Below are 23,722 nucleotides of genomic sequence, written 5' to 3'. Positions count from 1 at the left end.
CGTGGGTTCACGCGGCGTCGGATCGGGTGGGCGCGGCGCCGACGACATCGGCCGCGTTCGGCACGCCCTTGGGCGGATTGGCATCGACCCCGCCGTCGACCTCCCGGAGGCCGGCCGCCCCGCGGTCCCCCGGGCGGGCAGCCTCGTGCAGCGACTCGATGAACGGTTCCCAGTCCACTCGGAACGAGGTCATGGTTCCCACCTCCCGTACGGTGCGCCCATTACCGCAACCATGACCGAGCGGCAGGGGAACTGCCACCAGGGTCAGGGCTTTTCACCCTCGCGGGGGGAGGGATCGTGCTCGATCCGACAGGAAGATCACGTCGCGTGCCGTGAGAACACCGTCCACCACGCGATCCGGTACCAAGGTCGCGAGTCGCTTGACTCGTCGTCGATCCCGCTCGACCTCACGGTGCGGTCGCGCGCAGCTGCGACTGCCGGCGCAGCGCGCGGTCCAGGGCGAGGGTGTCCTCCAGCACCACGTCGTCGACGACGCGTCCCCAACGCAGTGTCACCCACTGGATCGCCTGGTTCTCGTAAGGGGTTCCGTCGTCCAGCGTCCCGGCGACCCGGAGCCTGGCCGCCACGGTGGTGGACCAGGGCCAGCCGGAGACGACGACGTCGGTCAGCGCGAGTCGGACGTCGGGCAGGTGCTCGGTGAACCGGTCGAACCACGCCCGGAAGGCGTTCCGGCCGCGCGTCTCGGCGCCCAGGGCGGTATCGCCGACGAAGTGGAACCTCATGTCGGGTGCGGCCATCGACACGGCGGCCTCGTAGTCGCCCGCGTGCATCCGCCGCCACGTCCTTCTGATGATCGCCCGCACGGTCGCGTGGTACATGATCGGGACCGTAACCTGGTGACTTGCAACTTGCAAGCCACTAGGCTGAGGTCATGACACGCACGGACTTCGCCGGGATGGCCTGTTCGATCGCCCGGTCGGCCGCGCTGATCGGCGACCCGTGGTCGCTGCTGGTGGTGCGCGACATCGCACTGGGCCTGCGCCGGTTCGACGAGTTGCAGCAGGACCTGGGCGTCGCCACCAACACGCTCACCGACCGCTTGGAGCGACTGGTGACCGGCGGAGTCCTGGTCCGGGAGCGGTACTCGCGGCGGCCGGATCGCTACGAGTACGCGCTGACCGAGAAGGGACGGCAGCTCGTGCCGATCCTGCTCGCGCTGACCGCGTGGGGCGACCGCTGGGAGTCCGCCGAGGAAGGCCCGCCGCTGGTGGTCCGGCACCACACCTGCGGCGAGGTGGCCACGGCCGAGGTGACCTGCTCGGCCTGCGGTGACCCGCTCGCCTTGAGCCAGGTCGATTTCCACGCCGGCCCCGGTGGCCGCACCGACAGGGGAACCGCGCTGTTGTCCACCCGGCTCGGCCCCAGGACGTGACCGTTCCACAGTGGACGTCCGCGGAGGGCACTCGGTTGCCCGCGCCCCCGTGCTGAACGCCCGTTCGCCTCACGGCCGCACGGCACGGGATTCGACGAGGGCGCGGACCGTGGTGGCGACGAGGTCGCGGTGCGGTTCGGGTGAGGTCCCGCGGCGCAGGTGGCGGCGGACGATCGCGTAGGGCACGTCCACCACGGCGATCGACACCAGCTCCGCGTGCTCGGGCGCCGCCGTGCCGAACAGCTCGGTCGCCAGGTCGCGGATCAGCTCCGCCACGGGAGCGTTGAGGTCGGTGAGCGCCCGCCGGGTCTCCGGCGGCAGCTCGGCTTCGACGAGCAGTTGCGCCCGGTCGGCCTGGAGCAGCAGCCGGGCGTCGGCGGGGTGGCGGACCGCGAACTCCACGGTCCAGTCGGCCGCCGCGAGCAACCGTTCGAGCCCGGAGCCGGTGGTGGCGGCGAGCAGACCGGCCTGGAAACGGGTGACGGTGCGCAGCCACACCTCGGCGAACAGGCGCGTGCGTGAGCCGTACCGGTGGTAGATCGACCCGGTGGGCGCGCCGCTGAGCGCGCTGATCGCGCCCGTGGTCGCCGCGTCCGGACCGCCTCGCACCAGCAGGTCGCGAGTGGCGTCGAGGATCACGTCGTCGCTGTGCACCCGACGCCTGGACATGCCGTCAGCCTAGAGGAGGTATTCTAGAGCGAGCATTCCAATAAAGGATGAGGCGATCATGGTCAGCAGGTCGGACAGCCCGCCGTTGCCGCCCGGTCAAGTGCCCGCTCCCCTGCGTCGGTTCGGGCTGCCGCAGTTCGCCCGGGTCCGCCCCCAGGAGCCGACCGGCCCGGTCGTGACCGTCACCGGCTTCGTCGAACGTCCCGCGCAGCGCCCCCTCGGCGAGTTGCTCGGCGTCCACCCGCGGCACGAGCAGCGCGCCGACCTGCACTGCGTCACCACGTGGAGCGCACGAGACCTGCGCTGGGAGGGCGTGCGGTTCCGCGACGTCCACGAGACGCTGACCGACGAGGTGGGCGTCGCGCGGACGGCCGCTTGGGTCACCTTCACCGGCGTGGACGGGTACCGGTCCTGCCTGCGCCTCGACGACGCCCTCGCCGACGACGTGCTGCTCGCCGACCACCTCGACGGGGCGGCGCTCACCACCGACCACGGCGCTCCCGTCCGCCTGGTCGCGCCCGCCCACTACGGCTACAAGAGCGTCAAGCACGTGTGCGCCATCGAGTACTCCCCCACGTTCGACCCGGGCTCGGCGAAGTGGGCGGCGCACCCGCGCGGTCGCGTCGCGCGCGAGGAACGCAGCCGGTACCTGCCCGGCCCGCTCTGGCGCCCGATCTGGCGCGCACTGCTGCCCGGGGTCCGCCACCGGTACGACGACACGCCCGCGACACCGTAGGAACGCCGGGGCGATGTCGGGGGTCGTCCAGCACCGTGTCATTGCACCGAGAGCATTGTTTTTATTGCACTGAGGTGTGCGCCGAACCTAGCCTCGGACCGTGAGCACAATCTCGGTAAACGGCATCACCGTCGACTACACCGACACCGGCACCGGCCCCGCGCTCCTGCTGGTGCACGGCCACCCGTTCGACCGTTCCATGTGGACACCGCAGCTGACCTGGCCGGGTTGGCGGGTCGTCGCACCGGACCTCCGCGGCTACGGCGCGAGCACGGTCGTGCCCGGGGTGACCCCGCTCGGCGACTTCGCCGACGACCTGGCCGCGCTGGCCGACGCCCTGGGCATCGACCGGTTCGTCCTCGGCGGGTTGTCCATGGGCGGCCAGGTCGTGCTCGAATGCGTCCGCCGGTTCCCGTCCCGCATCCGCGGCCTCCTGCTGGCCGACACGTCCGCGCCCGCCGAGACGCCTCAGGGCAAGGCGAGCCGGAACGCGATCGCCGACCGGGTGCTGCGCGACGGCATGGCCGACCACGCGGCCGAACTGCTGCCGAAGATGGTCGCTCCCGACGCCGATCCGCAGGTGAAGGCGCACGTGCTGGCCATGATGCGGGCGGCTCCGCCCGAGGGCGCGGCCGCCGCGCTGCGGGGCCGGGCCGAGCGGCCTGATTACACCGACCTGCTCGGTGCAATCCAGGTGCCGACCCTCGTCGTGGTCGGCAGCGCCGATGAGTTCACCCCCGTCTCCGAGGCCGTGTTCCTCAGCGACCGCGTCCCCGGCTCGACGCTCGCGGTCATCGACGGCGCCGGCCACCTGCCGAACCTGGAACGCCCCGCCGAGTTCAACCAGGCGCTGGCCGCGCTGCTGGGGCAGGTGACGGCGTGATCGTCCTCGTCACCGGCGCGAGCAGCGGGTTCGGCGCGGCGATCACCCGGCGCTTCGCCGCCGCGGGCGCCCGCGTGGTGGCCGCGGCCCGTCGCGTCGAGCGCATCCCGGCCGGCAGCCGGATCCTGCCGCTGGCGCTGGACGTGCGGGACCCGGAGGCCGTGCGGCACGCCGTGGCCACGCTCCCCGCCGCGTACGCCGACATCGACGTGCTCGTCAACAACGCGGGCCTGGCCCTGGGGCTCGACCCCGCGCACCGAGCGGACCTCACCGACTGGGACCGGATGCTCGACACCAACTGCCGGGGGCTCGTCCACTGCACCCGCGCCGTGCTGCCGGGCATGGTGGCGCGCGACCGCGGGCACGTGATCAACATCGGTTCGATCGCGGGCACCTACCCGTACCCGGGCGGCAACGTCTACGGCGCGACGAAGGCGTTCGTCCGGCAGTTCAGCCTGAACCTGCGCGCCGACCTGCACGGCAGCGCGGTGCGGGTGACGTGCGTCGAGCCGGGCCTGTGCGAGGGCACGGAGTTCTCGCTGGTGCGCTTCGCCGGCGACCAGCCCCGCGCCGCCGCGGTCAGCCGGGGCACGGCCGCGCTCACCGCCGACGACATCGCGGCGACCGTCGAGTGGGTGACCGCGCAGCCGCCTCACGTCAACGTCAACACGATCGAGCTGATGCCGGTGTCGCAGAGCTTCGCACCGCTGGCCGTGCATCGGTCCACCTGACCGTTTCCGGTGGTGAGCGGGAGGGCCAACGCGGTTCTCCTGCTGGAGAGGGATTCGCGGGCTCACCAGCGGCTAAGGCGCTGTGACAGTGGCGCTCAAGCCGAAGTTCCCAGGCTGTGCCGGACGCGCTGGGACGACCTGGGGGGCTTCGTGGCGGGTGCCGTTCGGGTGGACGCCGAGCCGATCGCGGTCGTCGGGATCGGGTGCCGGTACCCCGGCGGGGTGCGGTCGGCCGACGCGCTGTGGCGGCTGGCCGCCGAGGGACGTGAGGCGGTCGGGCCGGCGCCTGCCGACCGCGGCTGGGACCGGGACGTGGTCGGCGGGTTCCTGGACGACATCGCCGGGTTCGACGCGGACTTCTTCCGGATGTCACCCCGCGAGGCGGTGTCCGCGGACCCGCACCAGCGGCTGGCGCTGGTCACCGCGTGGGAGGCGTTGGAGCATGCCGGGATCGCGCCGGACACCGCCGGCGGACCGGACACCGGCGTCTTCCTCGGCGCCGGGTGGTCCGACTACGCCGCGGTGGTCGACCGGTCGGGGGAAGACCTGGTGGGACGAGCGTTGACGGGGCTGTCCCCCGGGCTGGTCGCGGGACGGGTGGCGCACTTCCTGGACATGGGCGGGCCGGCGCTCACGCTCGACACGTCGTCGTCCTCGTCGTTGGTGGCGGTCCACTGCGCCGTCCGGTCGTTGCGCACGGGCGAGACGTCCCTCGCGCTCGCCGGCGGGGTGGCGGTCATGTCGACGTCGCTGGCGTTCGAGGCGCACGGGCGGCAGGGCGGGTTGGCGCCGGACGGGCGGTGCAAGGTCTTCTCCGCCGACGCCGACGGCACGACGTGGGCCGAGGGCGTCGGCGTGCTGGTGCTGGAGCGGCTCTCCGACGCCGTGCGCAACGGGCGGCGGGTGCTGGCACTGGTGCGCGGCACCGCCGTCAACCACGACGGCGCCACCGACGGGCTTACCACGCCGAGCGGTCCGGCCCAGGAACGGCTGCTCAGGGCGGCGCTCGACGACGCCGGCCTCGCGCCCGCCGACGTCGACGCCGTCGAGGCGCACGGCACCGGCACGCGGGTCGGCGACCCGGTCGAGGCGCGGGCGCTGATCTCGGTCTTCGGGCGGGGGTCAGTGGCGGTGGGGTCGCTGAAGTCGAACATCGGGCACGCGCAGGCCGCCGCCGGTGTCGCGGGTGTGATCAAGATGGTGATGGCCCTGCGGCACGGCGCCCTGCCGGCGACCCGGAACGTCACCACCCCGCTGCACCTGGACTGGAAAGGGGTGGAGCTGCTGCGGGAGGGCCGGGCCTGGCCGCACACCGGGCGGCCGCGCCGGGCCGGTGTGTCCTCGTTCGGGATCGCCGGCACCAACGCGCACGTCGTGCTGGAGCAGGCACCTGACGGGTCGGGCGCACCGGGAGCGGCGACCGGGGCCGCCGTGCCCTGGATCGTCTCGGCAGCGACCGAAAGCGCGCTCGACGCCCAGATCGCCCGCCTCACCACCGCCGCGGCGGGCCTGGACCCCGCGGCGGTCGGGCGGACGCTCGCGGTGGGACGGGCCGGGCTCCGCCACGGCGCCGTCCTGCTGCCCGGAGGTTCCCACGAGGTCGCGCGAGGTGTGCGGGGTGGCGGTCGGTGTGCCGTCCTGTTCCCCGGGCAGGGCTCGCAGCGGCTGGGCATGGGACTGGAGCTCCACCGGACGCACCCGTGCTTCGCCGAGGCGTTCGACGCCGTGGCGGGCGCGTTCGACCTCGAACGGCCGCTCCGCGAGGTCGTGTGGGGCGAGGACGCCGAGCTGCTCGACCGCACCGGCTGGACGCAGCCGGCCCTGTTCGCCGTCGAGGTGGCGCTGTACCGGCTGCTGGAGCACTTCGGTGTCGCGCCGGCGTTCGTCGGGGGCCACTCGGTCGGCGAACTGGTGGCCGCGCACGTGGCCGGGGTGTTCGACCTGGCCGACGCGGCCGCGCTGGTCACCGCGCGCGCCCGGCTGATGGACGCACTGCCCCACGGCGGCGCGATGGCGGCCGTGGAGGCGACCGAGGCCGAGGCGGAGGCGGTGCTGACCGGTGCGGCGTCGCTCGCGTCGGTCAACGGGCCGCGGTCGGTCGTGGTCGCCGGTGACGCCGGGGCCGTGGGGCGGGTGGTCGCGCACTTCGCGGGCCTGGGGCGGCGCACGCGGCCGTTGCGCGTCTCGCACGCCTTCCACTCGCCGTTGGTCGAGCCGGTCCTCGAGGACTTCCGCCGGGCCGCCGAGGGCGTGACCTACCGGGCCCCGCGGCTGCCGGTCGTGTCCAACCTGACCGGCGCGCTCGCCGGGGCGGAGCTGGGCACGCCGGACTACTGGGTGCGGCACGTGCGCGGGACCGTCCGGTTCGCCGACGGCGTGGCCGCGCTGGTGCGAGCGGGGGTCGACGCGGTGCTGGAGGCCGGACCCGGCTCGACGTTGACGGCGCTGGTCCGCGACGTGCCCGCGGTGCCGGTGCTGCGCGCCGACCGGGACGAGGCGGAGTCGTTCGCGGTGGCGCTGGGGCGGCTGTCGGTGGCGGGCGTGCCGGTGCGGTGGCGCGAGTTCTTCGGCGACGCCGGGCACGTCGACCTGCCGACGTACGCGTTCGAGGAGGAACGCCACTGGCCCAGGCAGGCAGTGCAATCCCGACCGGCTACCGAACCGGGCCCGGCCGCTCACGAGAGCGCAGTCGCACGAACCCAACCGGCCCGGCCCCCGCACGAGAACGCAGCCGCCGAACAGGCGCGGTCCCTGCTCGACCTGGTTCGCGCCGAGGCGGCGGCGGTGCTCGGGCGGCGGGATCCGGTGGCGGCCGAGCTGGCGTTCTCCGAGGCCGGGTTCGACTCGCTCGCCTGCCTGGAGCTCTCCGAGCGCCTCAGCGCCCACACCGGCCGCCGGCTGCCCGACACCCTCGTCTACGACCACCCCACGCCCGCGCTGCTCGCCGAACACCTGGCCGGCACCCCCACCGCACCCGCGCTGCCGGCCGACATCGCGACCGCGACCGTCCGGGAGTTGCTCGACCTGATCGACGAAGAGTTCGAGACCACCTAGACCCGCAGGGGGAAACCGGTGTCGGAAGACCAGAAGGTGGTCGACTACCTCAGACGGGTCACCGCGGACCTGAGGGCGGCACGGCAGCGCATCCGCGACCTGGAGGCGCGCGAGCCCATCGCGATCGTCGGCATGGGGTGCCTGCTGCCCGGCGGCGTCGACTCGCCGGACGCGCTGTGGGACCTGGTCGCGTCCGGCGGCGACGCGGTCTCCCGGTTCCCGACCGACCGCGGCTGGGACCTGGCCCGGCTGGAGGCCGACAGCGCCACCGGCAACGGCGGGTTCGTCGACCGCGCCACGCGGTTCGACGCCGCCTTCTTCGGCATCTCGCCCCGCGAGGCGGCGGCCATGCACCCGGAGCAGCGGCTGCTGCTGGAGGTGGTGTGGGAGGCGGTGGAACGGGCCGGGATCGACCCCTTGTCGTTGCGCGGCACCAAGACCGGCGTGTTCGTCGGCGCGCACCACTGGGACCAGCCCGCCGCCGCGTCCGGCGACCTCCACGGCCACGCCATGACCGGCAGCGCGTCCAGCGTCCTGTCCGGTCGCGTCGCCTACGTCCTGGGCCTGGAAGGACCGGCGATCACGCTCGACACGGCGTGCTCGTCGTCGCTGGTCGCCCTGCACGTGGCGACGCGGTCGCTGCGGGCGGGCGAGTGCGACCTGGCGATCGTCGGCGGGGTCAGCGTGCTGGCGCGCTCGTCGGCGTTCGTCGAGTTCAGCAGGCAGGGCGGGCTCGCGCCGGACGGGCGCTGCAAGGCCTTCTCCGACGACGCCGACGGCACGGGTTGGGCGGAGGGCGTCGGCGTGCTGGTGCTGGAGCGGGCGTCCGGCCGACGCGCCCTCGCCCTCGTGCGGGGTTCGGCGGTCAACCAGGACGGCGCGTCCAACGGCCTCACCGCCCCGAACGGCCTCGCCCAGCAACGCGTCATCCGCGCCGCGCTGGACGACGCGGGCCTTCGACCGTCCGAAGTGGACGCCGTCGAGGCGCACGGCACCGGGACCCGGCTGGGTGACCCGATCGAGGCGAACGCCCTGCTGGCCACCTACGGCCAGGACCGCGCGCGGCCGCTCTGGCTGGGCTCGCTCAAGTCCAACATCGGCCACACCCAGGCGGCGGCCGGTGTCGCGGGTGTCGTCAAGGCGGTCATGGCGCTGCGGCACGGCGAGCTGCCGCGCACGCTGCACGTCGGCACACCTTCGTCCCACGTGGACTGGGCCAGCGGTGACGTCCGGCTGCTGCGGGAGCCTCGCCCGTGGCCCGACACCGGTCGGCCGCGGCGGGCGGGCGTGTCGTCGTTCGGGATCAGCGGCACGAACGCGCACGTGATCCTCGAACAGGCGCCCGGCGGGTCGCCGGCCGAGGGTGGACCCGCCGGGCCGTGGCTGCCGTCGGCGAAGTCCGCCGAGGCGTTGCGCGCGCAGGCGGCGCGCTTGCGGGACCACCTGGAGGCCCGGCCCGCCGAGCCCGCGGACGTCGCGCGGACGTTGGCGGCCCGGACGCGGTTCGCGCACCGGGCGGTCGTGCGGGACGTGACTGACCTGGACGCCCTGGCCGGGGGACGGCCGGGTGTGGTCAGCGGGGTCGTGGCGGACGCGGCCGACCGACCGGTCTTCGTCTTCCCCGGCCAGGGCGCGCAGTGGCCGGGGATGGGCCGGGAGCTGCTCGCGTCGTCGGAGGTGTTCGCCGCTGCCGTGGACGGGTGCGGCGAGGCGTTGGCGCCGCACGTGGACTGGTCGCTGCGGGCGGCGCTGGTCGACGGGGTCGGGCTCGACCGGGTGGACGTGGTGCAGCCCGCGCTGTTCGCGGTGATGGTCGGGCTGGCGGCGCTGTGGCGGTCGAACGGCGTGGAGCCGGCGGCGGTCGTCGGGCACTCGCAGGGCGAGATCGCCGCCGCGCACGTGGCCGGGGCGCTGGACCTGGACGACGCGGCACGGGTGGTCGCGTTGCGCAGCCGGGCGTTGACGCGGCTGTCCGGGCTCGGCGGCATGATGTCGGTGGCGGCCCCGGCGGCACGGGTGCGCGAGTTGTGCGACGGCCTCGCGGTCGCCGCGGTGAACAGCCCGGTGTCCGTGGTCGTCTCCGGTCCGCCGGAGACGTTGCGGGAACTGCGGGACGCCTGCTCGCGCGAGGACATCCGCGTGCGCGTGCTGCCCGTGGACTACGCCTCCCACGGGCCGCAGGTCGAGGTGGTGCGCGCCGAGTTGGCCGAGGCGCTCGCTCCCCTCCGGCCCCGCGCGCCGGGCATCCCGGTCTACTCCACGGTGACCGGTGGTCGTCTGGAGGTCTTCGACGCCGACCACTGGTTCGCGAACCTGCGCCGGACCGTGCTGATGCAGGACGCCACCCGTGCGTTGGTCGAGGACGGTCACCGGGTGTTCATCGAGGTCAGCCCGCACCCGGTGCTGACGTCGGCCGTGCTGGAGACCGCACCGGCCGCCGTCGCGCTGGGCTCGCTGCGCCGCGACGAGGGCGACCGCTTCCCCACCGCGCTGGCGGAGGCGTACGTGCGCGGCGTGCCGGTGGACTGGGGAATCCGCGGCGGCCCCGGCGCGGAGTTGCCGACTTACGCCTTCCAACGCCGCCACTTCGCGCCCGCACCCGAAGCCGCGGTCATCGCGGACCCGACGACCGAGGACCTCCCGGCCGACCGGACCGACGAACGGCCGTCCGACTGGTCCGACCCCGACGCGATCCTGGCGCGCGTCCGCGCCGAGGCCGCCGCGGTGTCGGGGCTCGACCGCGCGGCCGACCTCCCGCCGGACGGGCCGTTCAAGGACGCCGGGTTCGACTCCGTCACCGCGGTGGACCTCCGCACCAGGCTGGCCGCGGTGTTCGGGGTCCGGTTGCCGGTCGGCCTGCTGTTCGACCACCCGACCCCCGCCGCCGTCGCCGCGCACGTCGCCGAACTCCTCGGCGGCTCCACGAGCACCGACCCGGACGCCCCGATCCGCGCGGCCCTGGCCGCGATGCCCGTCAGCAGGCTGCGGCAGGCGGGCGTGCTCGCGCTGCTCGGCCTGGAAGACGCGGGCACACCCGACCTGGACGACCTCGGCGCCGAGGACCTCCTCCGACTGGCCACCGAAACCCTCGCGAAGTAGAGGAGCTCCATGAGCACGACCGAGTACGTCGAGGCGTTGCGCTCCTCGCTGAAGGAGGTCGAACGGCTGCGGCGGCACAACGAGCGGCTGGTGGCGGCCGCGTCCGAGCCCGTCGCCGTCGTGGGGATCGGCTGCCGCTTCCCCGGCGGCGTCACCTCGCCCGACGACCTGTGGCGGCTGGTCGAGTCCGGCCGCGACGCGATGTCGCCGTTCCCCACCGACCGCGGCTGGGACCTGGAGCACCTCGCCGGCGACGACCCGGGCCGCAGCCGTGCCCTGGTCGGCGGTTTCCTCGACGACGCCACGGGGTTCGACGCCGCGTTCTTCGGCATCGCGCCCAGCGAGGCGCTGGCGATGGACCCCCAGCAGCGGCTCGTGCTGGAGGTCGCGTGGGAAGCGCTGGAACGGGCGGGGATCGACCCCACGTCGTTGCGCGGCAGCCGGACCGGCGTGTTCGCCGGCGCGTCGGGGCACGACTACTCGCTGGTCGCCAGGGACGCGCCCGACGACGTGCGGCTGCTCTACTCCACGACCGGTGACGCGCTGAGCGTCCTCTCGGGCAGGCTCGCCTACACCCTGGGCGCGGAGGGGCCCGCCGTCACCATCGACACGGCCTGCTCGTCGTCGCTGGTCGCCGTGCACTGGGGCGCGCAGGCGCTGCGCAACGGCGACTGCGACCTGGTGCTGGCGGGCGGCGTGACGGTCATGGCGACGGCCGACCTGTTCGCCGCCTTCACCGCGCAGAACGGCCTGGCCGCCGACGGCCGGTGCAAGTCGTTCTCCGAGCGCGCCGACGGCACCGCCTGGGCGGAGGGCGCGGGGGTGCTGGTCCTGGAACGCCTGTCCGACGCGCTGCGCCACGAGCGGCGGATCTTCGCCGTGGTGAAGGGCTCCGCGGTCAACCAGGACGGCGCCTCCAACGGGTTGACCGCGCCCAACGGCCCCGCTCAGCAACGCGTCATCCGCGCCGCCCTGGACAGCGCGGGCCTGCGACCGTCCGAAGTGGACGCCGTCGAGGCGCACGGCACCGGCACGACGCTCGGCGACCCGATCGAGGCGACCGCCCTGCTGGCCGCCTACGGCCAGGACCGGGCGCAGCCGCTCTGGCTCGGCTCGCTCAAGTCCAACATCGGCCACACCCAGGCCGCCGCCGGCGTGGGCGGGATGATCAAGATGATCGCCGCGATGCAGCGCGGCGTGCTGCCGCGCAGCCTGCACGCCGACGCGCCGGCCACCTCGGTGGACTGGGGTTCCGGCTCCGTGCGGCTGTTGGCGGAGAACACGCCGTGGCCGGACACCGGCCGGCCGCGTCGGGCGGGCGTGTCGTCGTTCGGGATCAGCGGCACGAACGCGCACGTGATCCTCGAACAGGCGCCGGAGGCGACGACCCGCGGCGGATCGGCGACCGTCGTGCCGTGGCCCGTCTCGGCCAAGACCCCCGAGGCGCTCGCGGAGCTGAAGACCCGGGTCCGCGAGGCCGCCGCCGGGCGCCGGGGCGTCGACGTCGCCCGCACCCTCGCCGCGGGCCGGGCGTCCTTCGCCCACCGCGCGGTCCTGCTGCCGGACGGGGAGCTGGCCGAGGGCGTGGCGACCGACGAGCCGCTCGCCGTCGTGTTCGCCGGGCAGGGCTCGCAGCGGCTGGGCATGGGGCGTGGGCTGCACGAGCGGTTCCCCGTGTTCGCGGAGGCGTTCGACGAGGTGTCGGCGTTGCTGGACAAGCACACCGACCGCCCGTTGCGCGACGTGGTGTGGGGTCCGGACGCCGACCTGCTCGCCGGCACCGGCTGGGCGCAGCCCGCGTTGTTCGCGCTGGAGGTCGCGGCGTTCCGGCTGGTGTCGTGGCTCGGGGTCCGGCCGGCCTTCGTCCTGGGCCACTCGATCGGCGAGCTGGCCGCCGCGCACGTCGCCGGGGTGTTCTCCCTGGAGGACGCCTGCCGGCTGGTGGCGGCGCGGGCGGGGTTGATGGCCGCGCTGCCGCGTGACGGCGCGATGATCGCCCTGCGCGCGAGCGAGGACGAGATCAGGCCGCTGCTGGACGACCGGGTGTCGATCGCCGCGGTCAACGGGCCGCGGTCGGTCGTGGTGGCGGGCGACGAGAAGGCGGTGCTCGCGGTGGCCGAGGGGCGGGGCGGTACCCGGTTGAAGGTCAGCCACGCCTTCCACTCGCCGCTGATGGAGCCGATGCTCGCGGACTTCCGCGCCGTCGCCCGCGGCCTGGTCTACCACCGGCCCGCGCTGCGCCTGGTGCCGAACACGACCGGCGACGTGACCGACCCGGAGTACTGGGTGCGGCACGTGCGCGAGACCGTCCGGTTCGCCGACGGCCTGCGCACCCTCGCCGAGCAGGGTGTGACGACCGTGCTCGAACTCGGCCCGGACGGCGTGCTGTCGGCCCTGGCGCAGGAGTCCGTGGACCACGCGATTCCCCTGCTGCGCAAGGACGAGCCCGAGGACGAGGCGGCGTTGGCCGCGCTCGCCGCCGTGCACGTGCACGGGGCGACCGTGGCGTGGGAGCGGCTGTGCGACGGCGCCGACCCGCGTCCGGTCGAGCTGCCGACCTACCCGTTCCGGCACCGGAGGTTCTGGCCCGACCCGCGCCAGGCCGGGCCGGACGCGCCGCACCCGCTGCTGGGCGCGGGCGGCGACCTGCCCGACGACGAGGGCGCCCTGTTCACCGGGCTGCTGTCCACCCGGACCCACCCGTGGCTGGCCGACCACGCCGTGCTCGACCGCGTGCTGCTGCCCGGCACGGCGCTGCTGGAACTGGCGCTGCGGGCGGGCGAGGAAGTCGGGTGCCACCGGGTCGCGGACCTGGTGCTCGTCGCGCCGCTGGTCCTGCCCGACCGCGGCGCGGTCCGCGTGCAGGTGCGCGTCGGCCCGGCCGACGCGGACGGGCTGCGTGCCGTCACCGTCCACTCGCGGCCCGAGGGCGCCGACGCGTGGACCAGGAACGCCGCGGGCGCGGTCACCGCCGGGGGAACGGCGCCCGCGCCGTTCGAGGAGAGCTGGCCGCCGGTCGACGCGGAGGCGCTCGACGTCGACTACGAGGACTTCGCGGCCCGGGGCTTCCGGTACGGGCCGGCGTTCCAGGGGCTGCGGCGGGCGTGGCGGCGCGGCGCGGAGGTGTTCGCCGAGGTCGCGCTGCCCGAAGGCGTGCACGCGACCGGGTTCGGCCTGCACCCGGCGCTGCTCGACGCCGCCCAGCACGCGATGCTGCTCGGCGACGGTGGTGGCGACGGCGTGCGGCTGCCGTTCTCGTGGACCGGGGTGTCCCTGCACGCGGCCGGAGCGGCGGAGCTTCGCGTGCGGCTCACGCCGGACGGCGACGCGCTGCGGGTGACCGTGACCGGGCCGGACGGCACACCGGTCGCGTCGATCGACTCGCTGGTCGTGCGCCCGGTCGACACCGACCGGCTCGACACCGACGCGTTGTTCCGGTTGGACTGGACGCCCGTGCCCGCGACCGGTGTGGCCACCGCGACCGTGCTCGCGCCGGACGTGCTCGGGCTGGCGGAGGCGGGCTTCCCCGTCGCCGCCGACCTGACGGACGGCGTGGTGCTGGTCGGTGTCGCCGGCGACGAGCCGGTGCGATCGGCGCACGAGCTCACCGCGCGGGCCCTGGAGCTCATCCAGCGGTGGCTCGCCGAGGAGCGCCCGTCGCGGCTGGTGTTCGTGACGCGGGGAGCCGTCGACGGTGACGACGTCGCGGCCCGCGCGGTGTGGGGGCTGGTGCGGTCCGCGCAGACCGAGCACCCCGGCCGGTTCGGGCTCGTGGACGTGGACGACGTCACCGCCCTGCCGCGGGCGCTGGCCGTGGACGAGCCGCAGGTCCTCGTGCGGCGGGGCGTGCCGAGCGCGGCGCGGGTGGCCCGGCTGGAACCCGGCCTCCGGCCACCGGACGCGCCCGACTGGAACCTGGACTCCGCCGCCAAGGGCAGCATCGACAACCTCGTCCTGGCACCGGGCCGGCGGCTGCCGCTGACCGGCCACCAGGTGCGCGTCGAGGTCCGCGCCGCCGGGTTGAACTTCCGGGACGTGCTCAACGCCCTGGACATGTACCCGGGCGACGCGGGCTTGTTCGGCAACGAGGCCGCGGGCGTCGTCGTGGAAGTGGGGCCGGAGGTGAGCGGGCTGCGGCCCGGCGACCGCGTGTTCGGCATGGCGGCGGGCGCGTTCGGCACGCAGGTCACCACCGACGCCCGGTCGGTCGCCCCGGTGCCCGACGGCTGGTCGTGGACGACCGCCGCGTCGGTGCCGCAGGTGTTCCTGACCGCCTGGCACGGGCTGGTGGAGCTGGGCGGACTCAAGGCGGGCGAGAAGGTCCTGGTGCACGCGGGCGCGGGCGGTGTCGGCATGGCGGCCGTGCAGATCGCCCGGCACCTGGGCGCGGAGGTCTTCGCGACCGCGAGCGAGGGCAAGTGGGGCGCGCTGCGCGATCTCGGCGTCGCGGACGACCACATCGCGTCGTCGCGGACCACCGACTTCGAGGCGGCGTTCGGGCCGGTCGACGTGGTGCTCAACGCGCTGGCGGGCGAGTTCGTGGACGCCTCGCTGCGGCTGCTGGGACCGGGCGGCCGGTTCCTGGAGATAGGCAAGACCGACCTGCGCGATCCGGCGACGATCCCGGCGGGCGTGGACTACCGGCCGTTCGACCTCGGCTGGGTGGAGCCGTCGGGCATCGCGCGGCTGCTGGCCGAGCTGGCGCCGCTGTTCGCGAGCGGCGCGCTGACGCCGCTGCCGGTGCGGACGTGGGACATCCGGCGGGCGAAGGACGCGTTCCGGTTCATGAGCACGGCCCGTCACGTCGGCAAGATCGTGCTGACCGTCCCACGCCGGTGGGACCCCGACGGCACGGTGCTCGTCACCGGCGGCACGGGCGGGCTCGGCGGCGTGCTGGCCAGGCACCTCGTCACCGCGCGCGGCGTGCGGAACCTCCTGCTCACGTCGCGGCGCGGCCCGGACGCGCCCGGCGCGCGGGAACTCGTGGCGGAGCTGACGGGCCTCGGCGCGGCGGTGCGGGTGGTGGCGTGCGACGTCGCCGACCGGGCGGCGGTGGCGGACCTGCTCGCGGACGTGGAGCCGACCGCCGTCGTGCACACCGCCGGCGTCCTCGAGGACGGCCTGGTCGAGGCGCTGACCCCCGAACGGCTCGCGGCGGCGCTGCAGCCCAAGGTGGACGCCGCGTGGCACCTGCACGAGCTGGCCGGTGACGTGGCGGCGTTCGTGGTGTTCTCGTCGGTCGCCGGGACGTTCGGGAACGCGGGCCAGGCCAACTACGCGGCGGGGAACGCGTTCCTCGACGCGCTGGTCGAGCGACGGCGGTCGCTCGGGCTGCCGGGCGTGTCGCTGGCCTGGGGCCCGTGGGACCCCGGCGTGGGCATGATGGGCGGGTTGGACGAGCGGGACGTCCGGCGGATCGTCGGGTCGGGGATGCCGCTCATCACGGTGTCGAAGGGCCTGGCGATGTTCGACGCGGCGCTGGCCGTGGACGAGCCGTCCACGCTGGCCGTGCGGCTCGACCTCGCGGCGCTGCGCCGGCGGGGCGAGGTCCGGCCGCTGCTGCGCGGCCTGGTCGCCCGACGTCCGCGAGCCGCCGAGGCCGCGCTGCCGGACCGGCTGGCGGGGCTGCCGGAGGGCGAGCGGGACCGCGTGCTGCTGTCCCTGGTGGGCGAGCACGCGGCGGCCGTGCTCGGCCGCGACCGGATCGGCGGCGACCTGCCGTTCCGCGAGCTGGGCTTCGACTCCCTGACGTCGGTCGAGCTGCGCAACCGCCTCAACGCGGCCACCGGCCTCCGCCTGCCGACGACGGTGGTGTTCGACCACCCCAGCGCCCGCGAGCTGGCGGTGCGGGTCCGGGACGAGCTGTTCCCGCCGCGGCCGGAGTCCCTCGACGACATGGGCGCCGAAGACCTGATCGCCCGCGCGCTGGGAGGGCGGTCGTGACCGAGGACCGCCTCGTCGAGGCCCTGCGCGCCGCGCTCAAGGAGAACGAGCGGCTGCGCGCGGCGCAGACCGCGTCGACGAACGAGCCGATCGCCATCGTGGGCATGTCCGTGCGCCTGCCCGGCGGTGTCCGCACGCCGGAGGACCTGTGGGAACTGGTCCTCGACGGCGTGGACGCGATCGGACCGCTCCCCCGCGACCGCGGCTGGGACCTGGAGAGCCTGTACGACGCGGACTCGCCCAACGGGACCCCGGTCCGCGAAGGCGGGTACCTGGACGGCGTCGCCGAGTTCGACGCGGACCTGTTCGGCATCAGCCCGCGCGAGGCCGAGGCGATGGACCCGCACCAGCGGCTGCTGCTCCAGGCCTCCTGGGAGGCGTTCGAACGGGCCGGGCTCGCGCCGTCGGCCATGCGCGGCACGCGGACCGGGGTGTTCGTCGGGCTCGGGCACCAGGACTACGGGCCCGCCTGGGACGCCGTGCCCGCGGGCTTGGAAGGCGTGCTGGGCAACGGGCGGATGGGGAGCATCGCGTCCGGCCGGATCGCCTACGCCCTGGGCCTGGAGGGCCCGGCGCTCACCGTCGACACGGCGTGCTCGTCGTCGCTGGTCGCGCTGCACCTGGCCGTGCAGTCGCTGCGCCGGGGAGAGTGCGACTCCGCCCTGGCCGGCGGCGCGATGGTGATGTCCAGCGTGCTCGCGCTGGTGGAGTTGACCCGGCAGCACGCGCTGGCCGACGACGCGCGCTGCCGGGCGTTCGGCGAGGACGGGTCGGGCATCGGGCTGTCCGAGGGCGTCGGGGTGGTCCTGGTGCAGCGGCTGTCGGACGCGGTGGCCGCCGGGCGCGAGGTGCTGGCCGTCGTGCGGGGTGGCGCGGTGAACCAGGACGGCCGGTCCAACGGCCTCACCGCGCCCAGCGGCGCGGCGCAGCGGCGGGTGATCCGGTCCGCGCTGGCCGACGCCGGGCTGACCGCGACAGACGTGGACGCGGTCGAGGCGCACGGCACGGGCACCGCCCTGGGTGACCCGATCGAGGCCGATGCGCTCATGGCCACCTACGGGCAGGACCGCGACGAGCCGCTGTGGCTGGGATCGCTCAAGTCCAACATCGGGCACACCCAGTTCGCCGCGGGCATCGCCGGCGTGGTCAAGGCGGTCCTGGCGCTGCGCCACGGAATCCTGCCCGGCACCCTGCACGCCGACCCGCGCTCGTCGCGGATCGACTGGTCCGCGGGCGCGGTGGAGCTGCTCACCGAGCGGCGGCCGTGGCCGGAGACCGGTCGGCCGCGGCGGATGGCGGTGTCGTCGTTCGGGCTCAGCGGCACCAACGCGCACCTGGTGCTGGAGCAGGCGCCCGTCGGCGCTCACCCGGATCCCGTGCCGGACCGGCTGCTGCCGTTCCTGCTGTCCGGCACCGACGAGAGGGCGGTGCGGGCGCAGGCCGCGCGGCTGCGCGAGTCCCTGCCGGACGCGCCGTTGGCCGACATCGCGCTGTCGCTGGCCACGACGCGGTCCCACCTCGCCGCGCGGGTCGCGGTGGTGGCCGGTGACCGCGAGGGGCTGGCCGCCGCGTTGGGCGACGTGGCGCGCGGCGTCACGCCCGTGTCCACTGTGGACTCGCACGGCGGTGTGGTGTTCGTCTTCCCCGGTCAGGGCTCGCAGTGGCAGGGCATGGGCGTGGAGCTGCTGGAGCACAGCCCGGTGTTCCGCGACCGGATGGCCGACTGCGCGCGGGCGCTGGCGGCGTTCATCGGCTGGGACGTGCGGGACGTGCTGCTCGACGTGCCCGGCGCGCCCTCCGCGGAGCGGATCGACGTGGTGCAGCCGGTGCTGTTCGCGCTCAACGTGTCGTTGGCGGCGCTGTGGCGGTCGTACGGCGTGGAGCCGTCCGCGGTGGTCGGGCACTCGCAGGGCGAGATCGCCGCCGCGTGCGTGGCCGGTGCGCTGAGCTTGGCCGACGCGGCACGCGTGGTCGCGTTGCGCAGCAGGCGACTGCGGGCGTTGTCCGGTCAGGGGGCGATGGCCGCGGTGTCGTTGCCCTTGGCGGAGGTCCAGGCCCTCCTGCGCGGCACCGACCTCGTCGTGGCGGCCCTGAACGGGCCCACGTCCATCGTCGTGTCGGGGCCCACGCCGTCGGTGGACGCCTTGCTCGCCCGGTGCGAGGCCGAGGGTGTCCAGGCGCGGAAGGTCCGGTCGGACGTGGCGACGCACTGCTCGCTGGTCGAGGTGCTGCACGCCGACCTGCTGGAGGACCTGCGCCCCCTGGCGCCGCGACCGGGCGACATCCCGTTCCACTCCACGGTCGAGGCGGCCGTGGTCGGCGGCGAGGAGCTGGACGCCGACTACTGGTACGACAACATGCGGCGGCCGGTCCGGTTCGAAGAGGCCGTGCACGGGTTGCTGGCCGAGGGCCACACGGTGTTCGTCGAGGTGAGCGCGCACCCGGTGCTCACGGTCGCGCTCCAGGACGTCCTGGAGGACCGGACCGGCGTGGCGGTCGGCACGCTGCGGCGCGGCGACGGCGGTCCGGCGCGCGTGCTGGCCGCGCTCGGCGAGCTGTGGGCCGCGGGCGCCGCGGTGGACTTCGCGCCCGCGCTGGCCGGTGGCCGGGTCACCGCGCTGCCGACCTACGCGTTCCGCCCCGACCGGTACTGGTTGGACTCCGGGGCGGTCGGGCAGGGTCGGGACGCGGGGTTCTGGGCGGCGGTCGAGGCCGGTGACGCGGACGCGCTGGCCCGGCTCGTCGCGCCCGGTCGGCCCGACCTGGCCCGGGCCCTGGCGCCCGCGCTGCCCGTGCTGTCCCGGTGGCGACGTCGGCGGACCGACCACGACCAGTGGCGCTACGGCGTGACGTGGCGGCCGTGGGAACCGCCGGCCGGGGCGGTGGCGGGCAGCACGGTGATCGTCGTGCCGGCTGAGGACCGGGCGCTCGGCGAGCGGCTGCGGGAGGTGCTGGGCGGCGAGGTGGTCGCGGTGCCGGTCGGCGGCGGGGTCTCGCTGCCCGAGGCGGCTCGCGTCGTGAGCACGGTGGTGGACCCGGACCGGGCGTTGGCGGTGATCCGGGCCGCGCGGTCGCCGCTGTGGTTCGTGACCTCGGGTGCGGTGGCGGCCCGACCCGACGAGTCCCCGGCGTCGGCGGACGCCGCCGCGCTGTGGGGCCTGGGCCGGACCGCGGCCCTGGAGTTCCCCGACCGGTGGGGCGGGTTGGTCGACCTGCCCGCGGAGGTCGACGACGGCGTGCGGGCGAGGTTGGCCGCCGTGCTGGCGTCCGGGTCGGACGAGGACCAGGTGGCCGTGCGGTCGGACGCGACGCTGGTCCGCCGCCTGGTCCGCGCCCCCGCGGGCGAAGGCTCGCCGTGGCGCGCCGGCGGGACCGTGCTCGTCACGGGTGGGACCGGCGCGGTCGGGCCGCACCTCGTGCGGTGGCTCGCGCGCAACGGCGCCGAGCACGTCGTGTGCACGAGCCGGACCGGCGTCGAGCCGCCGTCGTTCGCGGCCCTGCGCGCGGAGTCCGACGTTCGGTTGACCGTGGCGCGGTGCGACATCGCCGACCGGGACGCCCTCGCGGAGCTGATCGACCGGATCGGGCCGGTGCGCGTGGTCGTGCACGCGGCGGCGGAGATCCGGCTCGATCCCCTGCGCACCACGACGTCCGAGGAGTTCGCCCAGGTCCTGGCGCCGAAGGTGGCCGGCGCGCGGAACCTCGACGAACTGCTGCCGGACGTGGAGGCGTTCGTGCTGTTCTCGTCGGTCGCGGGCGTGTGGGGCAGCGGCGACCACGGCGCGTACGCGGCGGCCAACGCCTACCTGGACGCGCTGGCGCGGCAGCGGCGGGACCGCGGCCGGCACGCGCTCAGCGTCGCGTGGGGTCTGTGGGACACGCCCGACCGGTGGGGCCCGGACGGACCGCCGGAGGTGGTGCGGCTCGCGGAGCGGCAGGGACTGCCGCTGATGGACCCCGAACAGGCGCTGGTGGCGCTGGGGCGAGCGCTGGACAACGACGACACCTGCGTGGCGATCGTGGACGTGGCGTGGGACCGGTTCCTGCCGGTGTTCTCCGCGAGCCGCCCGCGGCCGTTGCTGGCCGAGGTCGGGGATCCGGTCGAGGCCACCGCGGCGGACCTGCCCACCCGGCTCGCCGCGCTGTCCCCGGACCAGCGCGAGCGGGAGGTGCGCGAGATCGTGCACGCGGCGGCGGCCGCCGTGCTGCGGCGCGACGACGTGCCGCTGGGCCGGCCGTTCCGGGACCTGGGCCTGGACTCGTTGACGTCGGTCGAGCTGCGCAACCGGCTGACCGCCGCGACCGGCGTGAAGCTGCCCGCCACGGTGGTCTTCGAACACCCGACCGTGCTCGCGCTGACCGACCGACTGGTGGCGGAACTGGGCGGCGCGCAACCGGTGACGCCCACGGCACCGTCCGTCACCGACGACGACCCGATCGCGATCGTGGCGATGAGCTGCCGCCTGCCCGGCGGGGTGCGCTCGCCGGAGGACCTGTGGCGGCTGCTGGAGGCCGAGCGGGACGTCATCGGTCCGCTGCCCGACGACCGCGGCTGGGACCTCGACCGCCTGTACGACCCGGAACCCGGTCGCCTCGACACCACGTGCACGAAGGAAGGCGGCTTCCTGCGCGACCCGGCCGCGTTCGACGCCGCGTTCTTCGACGTCGGCCCGGACGAGGCGCTGGCGATGGACCCGCAGCAGCGGCTCGTGCTGGAGACGGGCTGGGAGGCGTTCGAGCGCGCCGGCATCGACCCGTCGGCGTTGCGCGGCAGCCGGACCGGCGTGTACCTGGGCACCCGGTACCAGGGTTACGGCGCGGACGCGCCCGCCACCCCGGAACTGGCGCCGCACCTGCAGACCGGCGACCTGATCAGCGTGCTGTCCGGACGGGTCTCGCACGTGCTCGGCCTGGACGGACCGGCGATCACGGTCGACACGGCGTGCTCGTCGTCCGCGGTCGCGCTCCACCTGGCCGCGCAGGCGCTGCGCCAGGGCGACTGCACGCTGGCGCTGGCGGGCGGCGTCACGGTGATGGCGCGCCCGGCCGAGCTGGTCGGGCTCAACCAGCTGCGGGTGCTGTCGCCCGGTGGGCGCTGCCGGTCGTTCGCCGACGACGCCGACGGCATGGGCATCTCGGAGGGCGTCGCGCTCGTGCTGCTGGAACGGCTGTCCGACGCCCGGCGGCACGGTCACCCGGTGCTGGCGCTGGTGCGCGGCTCCGCGCTCAACCAGGACGGCACCGCCAACGGCCTCACCGCGCCCAACGGCGGCGCGCAGCGCCGGGTCGTCGCCCAGGCCCTCGCCAACGCCGGCCTGCGGCCCGACGAGGTGGACGCCGTCGAGGGCCACGGCACGGGCACGGCGCTGGGCGACGCGATCGAGGCCCAGGCGCTGGTCGACGTGTACGGCGGCGACCGCGCGCGGCCGCTGCGGCTCGGGTCGCTGAAGTCCAACGTCGGCCACACGCAGTCGGCGTCGGGGGTGGCCGGTGTGATCAAGATGGTGCTGGCGATGCGGCACGGCGTGCTGCCGCGGTCGCTGCACGCCGGCGTGCCGTCGTCCCGGGTCGAGTGGTCCGGGGTGTCGCTGCTGGACTCGGCGGAGCCGTGGCCTCGGACCGGGCGGCCGAGGCGGGCCGGGGTGTCGTCGTTCGGGATCAGCGGCACCAACGCGCACGTGCTGCTGGAGGAGGTGCCGCCGCCGGCGCCGCCGCCCTTCGCGGCCGGGCCGTGGCCGCTGTCCGCGCGGTCGGCGGAGTCGTTGGCGGCGCAGGCCGAACGGCTGGCGGCGTTCGTCGCGGCGGAGGAGCACCTGGGCGGCATCGGCGCCGCGCTGGCCTCGCGGACGGCGCTGGAGCACCGTGCCGTGGTCGTGGCCGACGACCGCGAGGGGTACCTGGCGGGCCTCACCGCCCTGGCGACGGGTCGCCCGCACGAGGCCGTGCTCACCGCGGCGACCGCCACGGGCACGGACACCGCCCACCGGTGGGTGCGGGGCGAGGTCGACTGGCCGCCGTCACCCACCGACGGCCGCACGACGGTGCCGACGTACGCGTTCCAGCGACAGCGGTACTGGCTCTAGACAGGACGGCGGCGGGCCGGTCCCGCCGCCGTCCAACTGCTCACGCTGGGCCACGAGTGGAGTTCTTCCTCGCGGAGGACCTTCCCGGCCGCCGCGGCCTCCTCGTGGCCCGTACGCGGTTCTCTGGCATCTGTGAACCACCGCGCTCCGGTGTTGTTCGGGGGTTCCGAGGGGTTGAATTCCGGGCCTACGCCGCTCGGAGCAAGGAGTGCACATGCGCACAGCAACCGTGGCCGCGGCAGTCGTCGCCCTGGCCGCCGTGACCGCTTCGCCCGCTTCCGCGATCAACACCTACAACGCCACCCCCGCCCCGGAGCGGACGGAGGTCGGAGCCCTGGTCGCGACCTGGGACAACGACGACAACCCCGCCACGCCGGACCGGGTCGACTGGGTGTGCAGCGGCACGATGATCGACGCCGACACCTTCCTCACCGCGGCCCACTGCGTCGACGGTTGGCCGTCGAACGTCACGTTCTACGTCTCGCTGCTGCAGGACGTGCAGTCCGCGCTCGACACCGCGACGGGGACCCCGGCGCAGAAGGCGGCGGCGGTCGGCGTGCGGGGCGTGGCCCACGCCGACCCGGCCTACCCGGGCAACTCCGCCGACTCGCACGACATCGCGGTCGTCGAGCTGCCCGCCAAGCAGCTGGCGGCGCGCTGGAGCTTCAAGCCCGCCACCCTGCCGACCGCGGGCAAGCTCGACGCGCTGGGTCCGAAGGCGCTCGACGCCGCCGAGTACACCGTCGTCGGCTACGGCACCGAGGAAGCCCAGAACGGCCCCGGCGGCCACACGCACCCCGGCGGCGGCGCCCGGATGAAGGCCCCGCTCGGCTTCAACGCGCTCAACAACACCTGGCTGCGGCTGTCGATGGTGGAGGCGCAGGGCAACGGCGGCGCGTGCTACGGCGACTCCGGCGGCCCGAACTTCGCCACGATCGACGGCAAGCGCGTCCTGGTGGCGACCACGATCACCGGCGACGCCCCGTGCTACGCGACCAACGTCGTCTACCGCATGGACACCCCGTCCGCCCGCTCGTTCCTCGCCCCCTTCACCACCCTCCCGTAACGCCGACGGCGGAGGGGGGGGCGTGCCGCCCCGCGCACCAGCGGACGCGCAGCACCAGCGACGGC

General features: G+C 75.2%; 10 protein-coding genes and 2 pseudogenes. 9 read left to right on the top strand and 3 right to left on the bottom strand.

Annotation, left to right across the window (positions count from 1 at the left end; translation table 11 throughout):
• Positions 1 to 7: 7 nt before the first annotated feature.
• Complete coding sequence (locus tag ABTZ99_RS07385) at positions 8 to 193, bottom strand: hypothetical protein (protein WP_499609060.1); 186 nt, start codon at positions 191 to 193, stop codon at positions 8 to 10.
• Positions 194 to 407: 214 nt separating this feature from the next.
• A complete protein-coding gene (locus tag ABTZ99_RS07380) occupies positions 408 to 839 on the bottom strand; it encodes a nuclear transport factor 2 family protein (RefSeq protein WP_498778117.1) in 432 nt (143 codons plus the stop codon).
• A gap of 53 nt (positions 840 to 892) precedes the next feature.
• Between ABTZ99_RS07380 and ABTZ99_RS07375 the strand changes: the two genes are divergently transcribed.
• Positions 893 to 1,393 (top strand): winged helix-turn-helix transcriptional regulator, encoded by a 501-nt coding sequence (locus tag ABTZ99_RS07375; RefSeq protein WP_499609057.1) that lies wholly within the window; start codon positions 893 to 895, stop codon positions 1,391 to 1,393.
• Positions 1,394 to 1,462: 69 nt separating this feature from the next.
• On the opposite strand, the gene ABTZ99_RS07370 is transcribed toward ABTZ99_RS07375, so the two are convergent.
• Positions 1,463 to 2,062: a TetR/AcrR family transcriptional regulator gene (locus tag ABTZ99_RS07370; protein WP_499609054.1), complete on the bottom strand. Its 600-nt coding sequence runs from the start codon at positions 2,060 to 2,062 to the stop codon at positions 1,463 to 1,465.
• 58 nt (positions 2,063 to 2,120) lie between these two features.
• Between ABTZ99_RS07370 and ABTZ99_RS07365 the strand changes: the two genes are divergently transcribed.
• The 8 genes and pseudogenes from ABTZ99_RS07365 (at position 2,121) to ABTZ99_RS07330 (ending at position 23,657) form a co-directional block, all read left to right on the top strand.
• Entirely contained in the window at positions 2,121 to 2,798 is a 678-nt protein-coding gene (locus ABTZ99_RS07365; RefSeq protein ID WP_499609052.1) for a molybdopterin-dependent oxidoreductase, read from the top strand.
• A 100-nt stretch (positions 2,799 to 2,898) separates the two neighbouring features.
• Positions 2,899 to 3,681 (top strand): alpha/beta fold hydrolase, encoded by a 783-nt coding sequence (locus tag ABTZ99_RS07360; RefSeq protein WP_499609049.1) that lies wholly within the window; start codon positions 2,899 to 2,901, stop codon positions 3,679 to 3,681.
• Positions 3,678 to 4,412, top strand: a complete 735-nt coding sequence (locus ABTZ99_RS07355; protein WP_499609047.1) for an SDR family NAD(P)-dependent oxidoreductase — start codon at positions 3,678 to 3,680, stop codon at positions 4,410 to 4,412. The genes ABTZ99_RS07360 and ABTZ99_RS07355 overlap by 4 nt, the downstream gene beginning before the upstream one ends.
• A gap of 150 nt (positions 4,413 to 4,562) precedes the next feature.
• Entirely contained in the window at positions 4,563 to 7,466 is a 2,904-nt protein-coding gene (locus ABTZ99_RS07350) for a type I polyketide synthase (protein WP_499609044.1), read from the top strand.
• A gap of 57 nt (positions 7,467 to 7,523) precedes the next feature.
• Positions 7,524 to 10,565 (top strand): annotated as a pseudogene (locus tag ABTZ99_RS07345) (type I polyketide synthase); the annotation flags it as partial.
• 9 nt (positions 10,566 to 10,574) lie between these two features.
• A complete protein-coding gene (locus ABTZ99_RS07340) occupies positions 10,575 to 16,508 on the top strand; it encodes an SDR family NAD(P)-dependent oxidoreductase (protein WP_499609042.1) in 5,934 nt (1,977 codons plus the stop codon).
• Positions 16,509 to 16,519: 11 nt separating this feature from the next.
• Positions 16,520 to 22,591, top strand: a pseudogene (locus tag ABTZ99_RS07335) (SDR family NAD(P)-dependent oxidoreductase); the annotation flags it as partial.
• A gap of 214 nt (positions 22,592 to 22,805) precedes the next feature.
• Positions 22,806 to 23,657, top strand: a complete 852-nt coding sequence (locus ABTZ99_RS07330) for a trypsin-like serine protease (RefSeq protein WP_499609040.1) — start codon at positions 22,806 to 22,808, stop codon at positions 23,655 to 23,657.
• Positions 23,658 to 23,722 lie beyond the last annotated feature (65 nt).

Origin of the sequence: Actinosynnema sp. NPDC002837, assembly GCF_040295345.1 — a bacterium.
In the GTDB taxonomy this organism is placed as follows: domain Bacteria; phylum Actinomycetota; class Actinomycetes; order Mycobacteriales; family Pseudonocardiaceae; genus Actinosynnema.
Note: the sequence above shows the minus strand (reverse complement) of the source record. Positions and strands in the feature narration are given on the sequence as shown.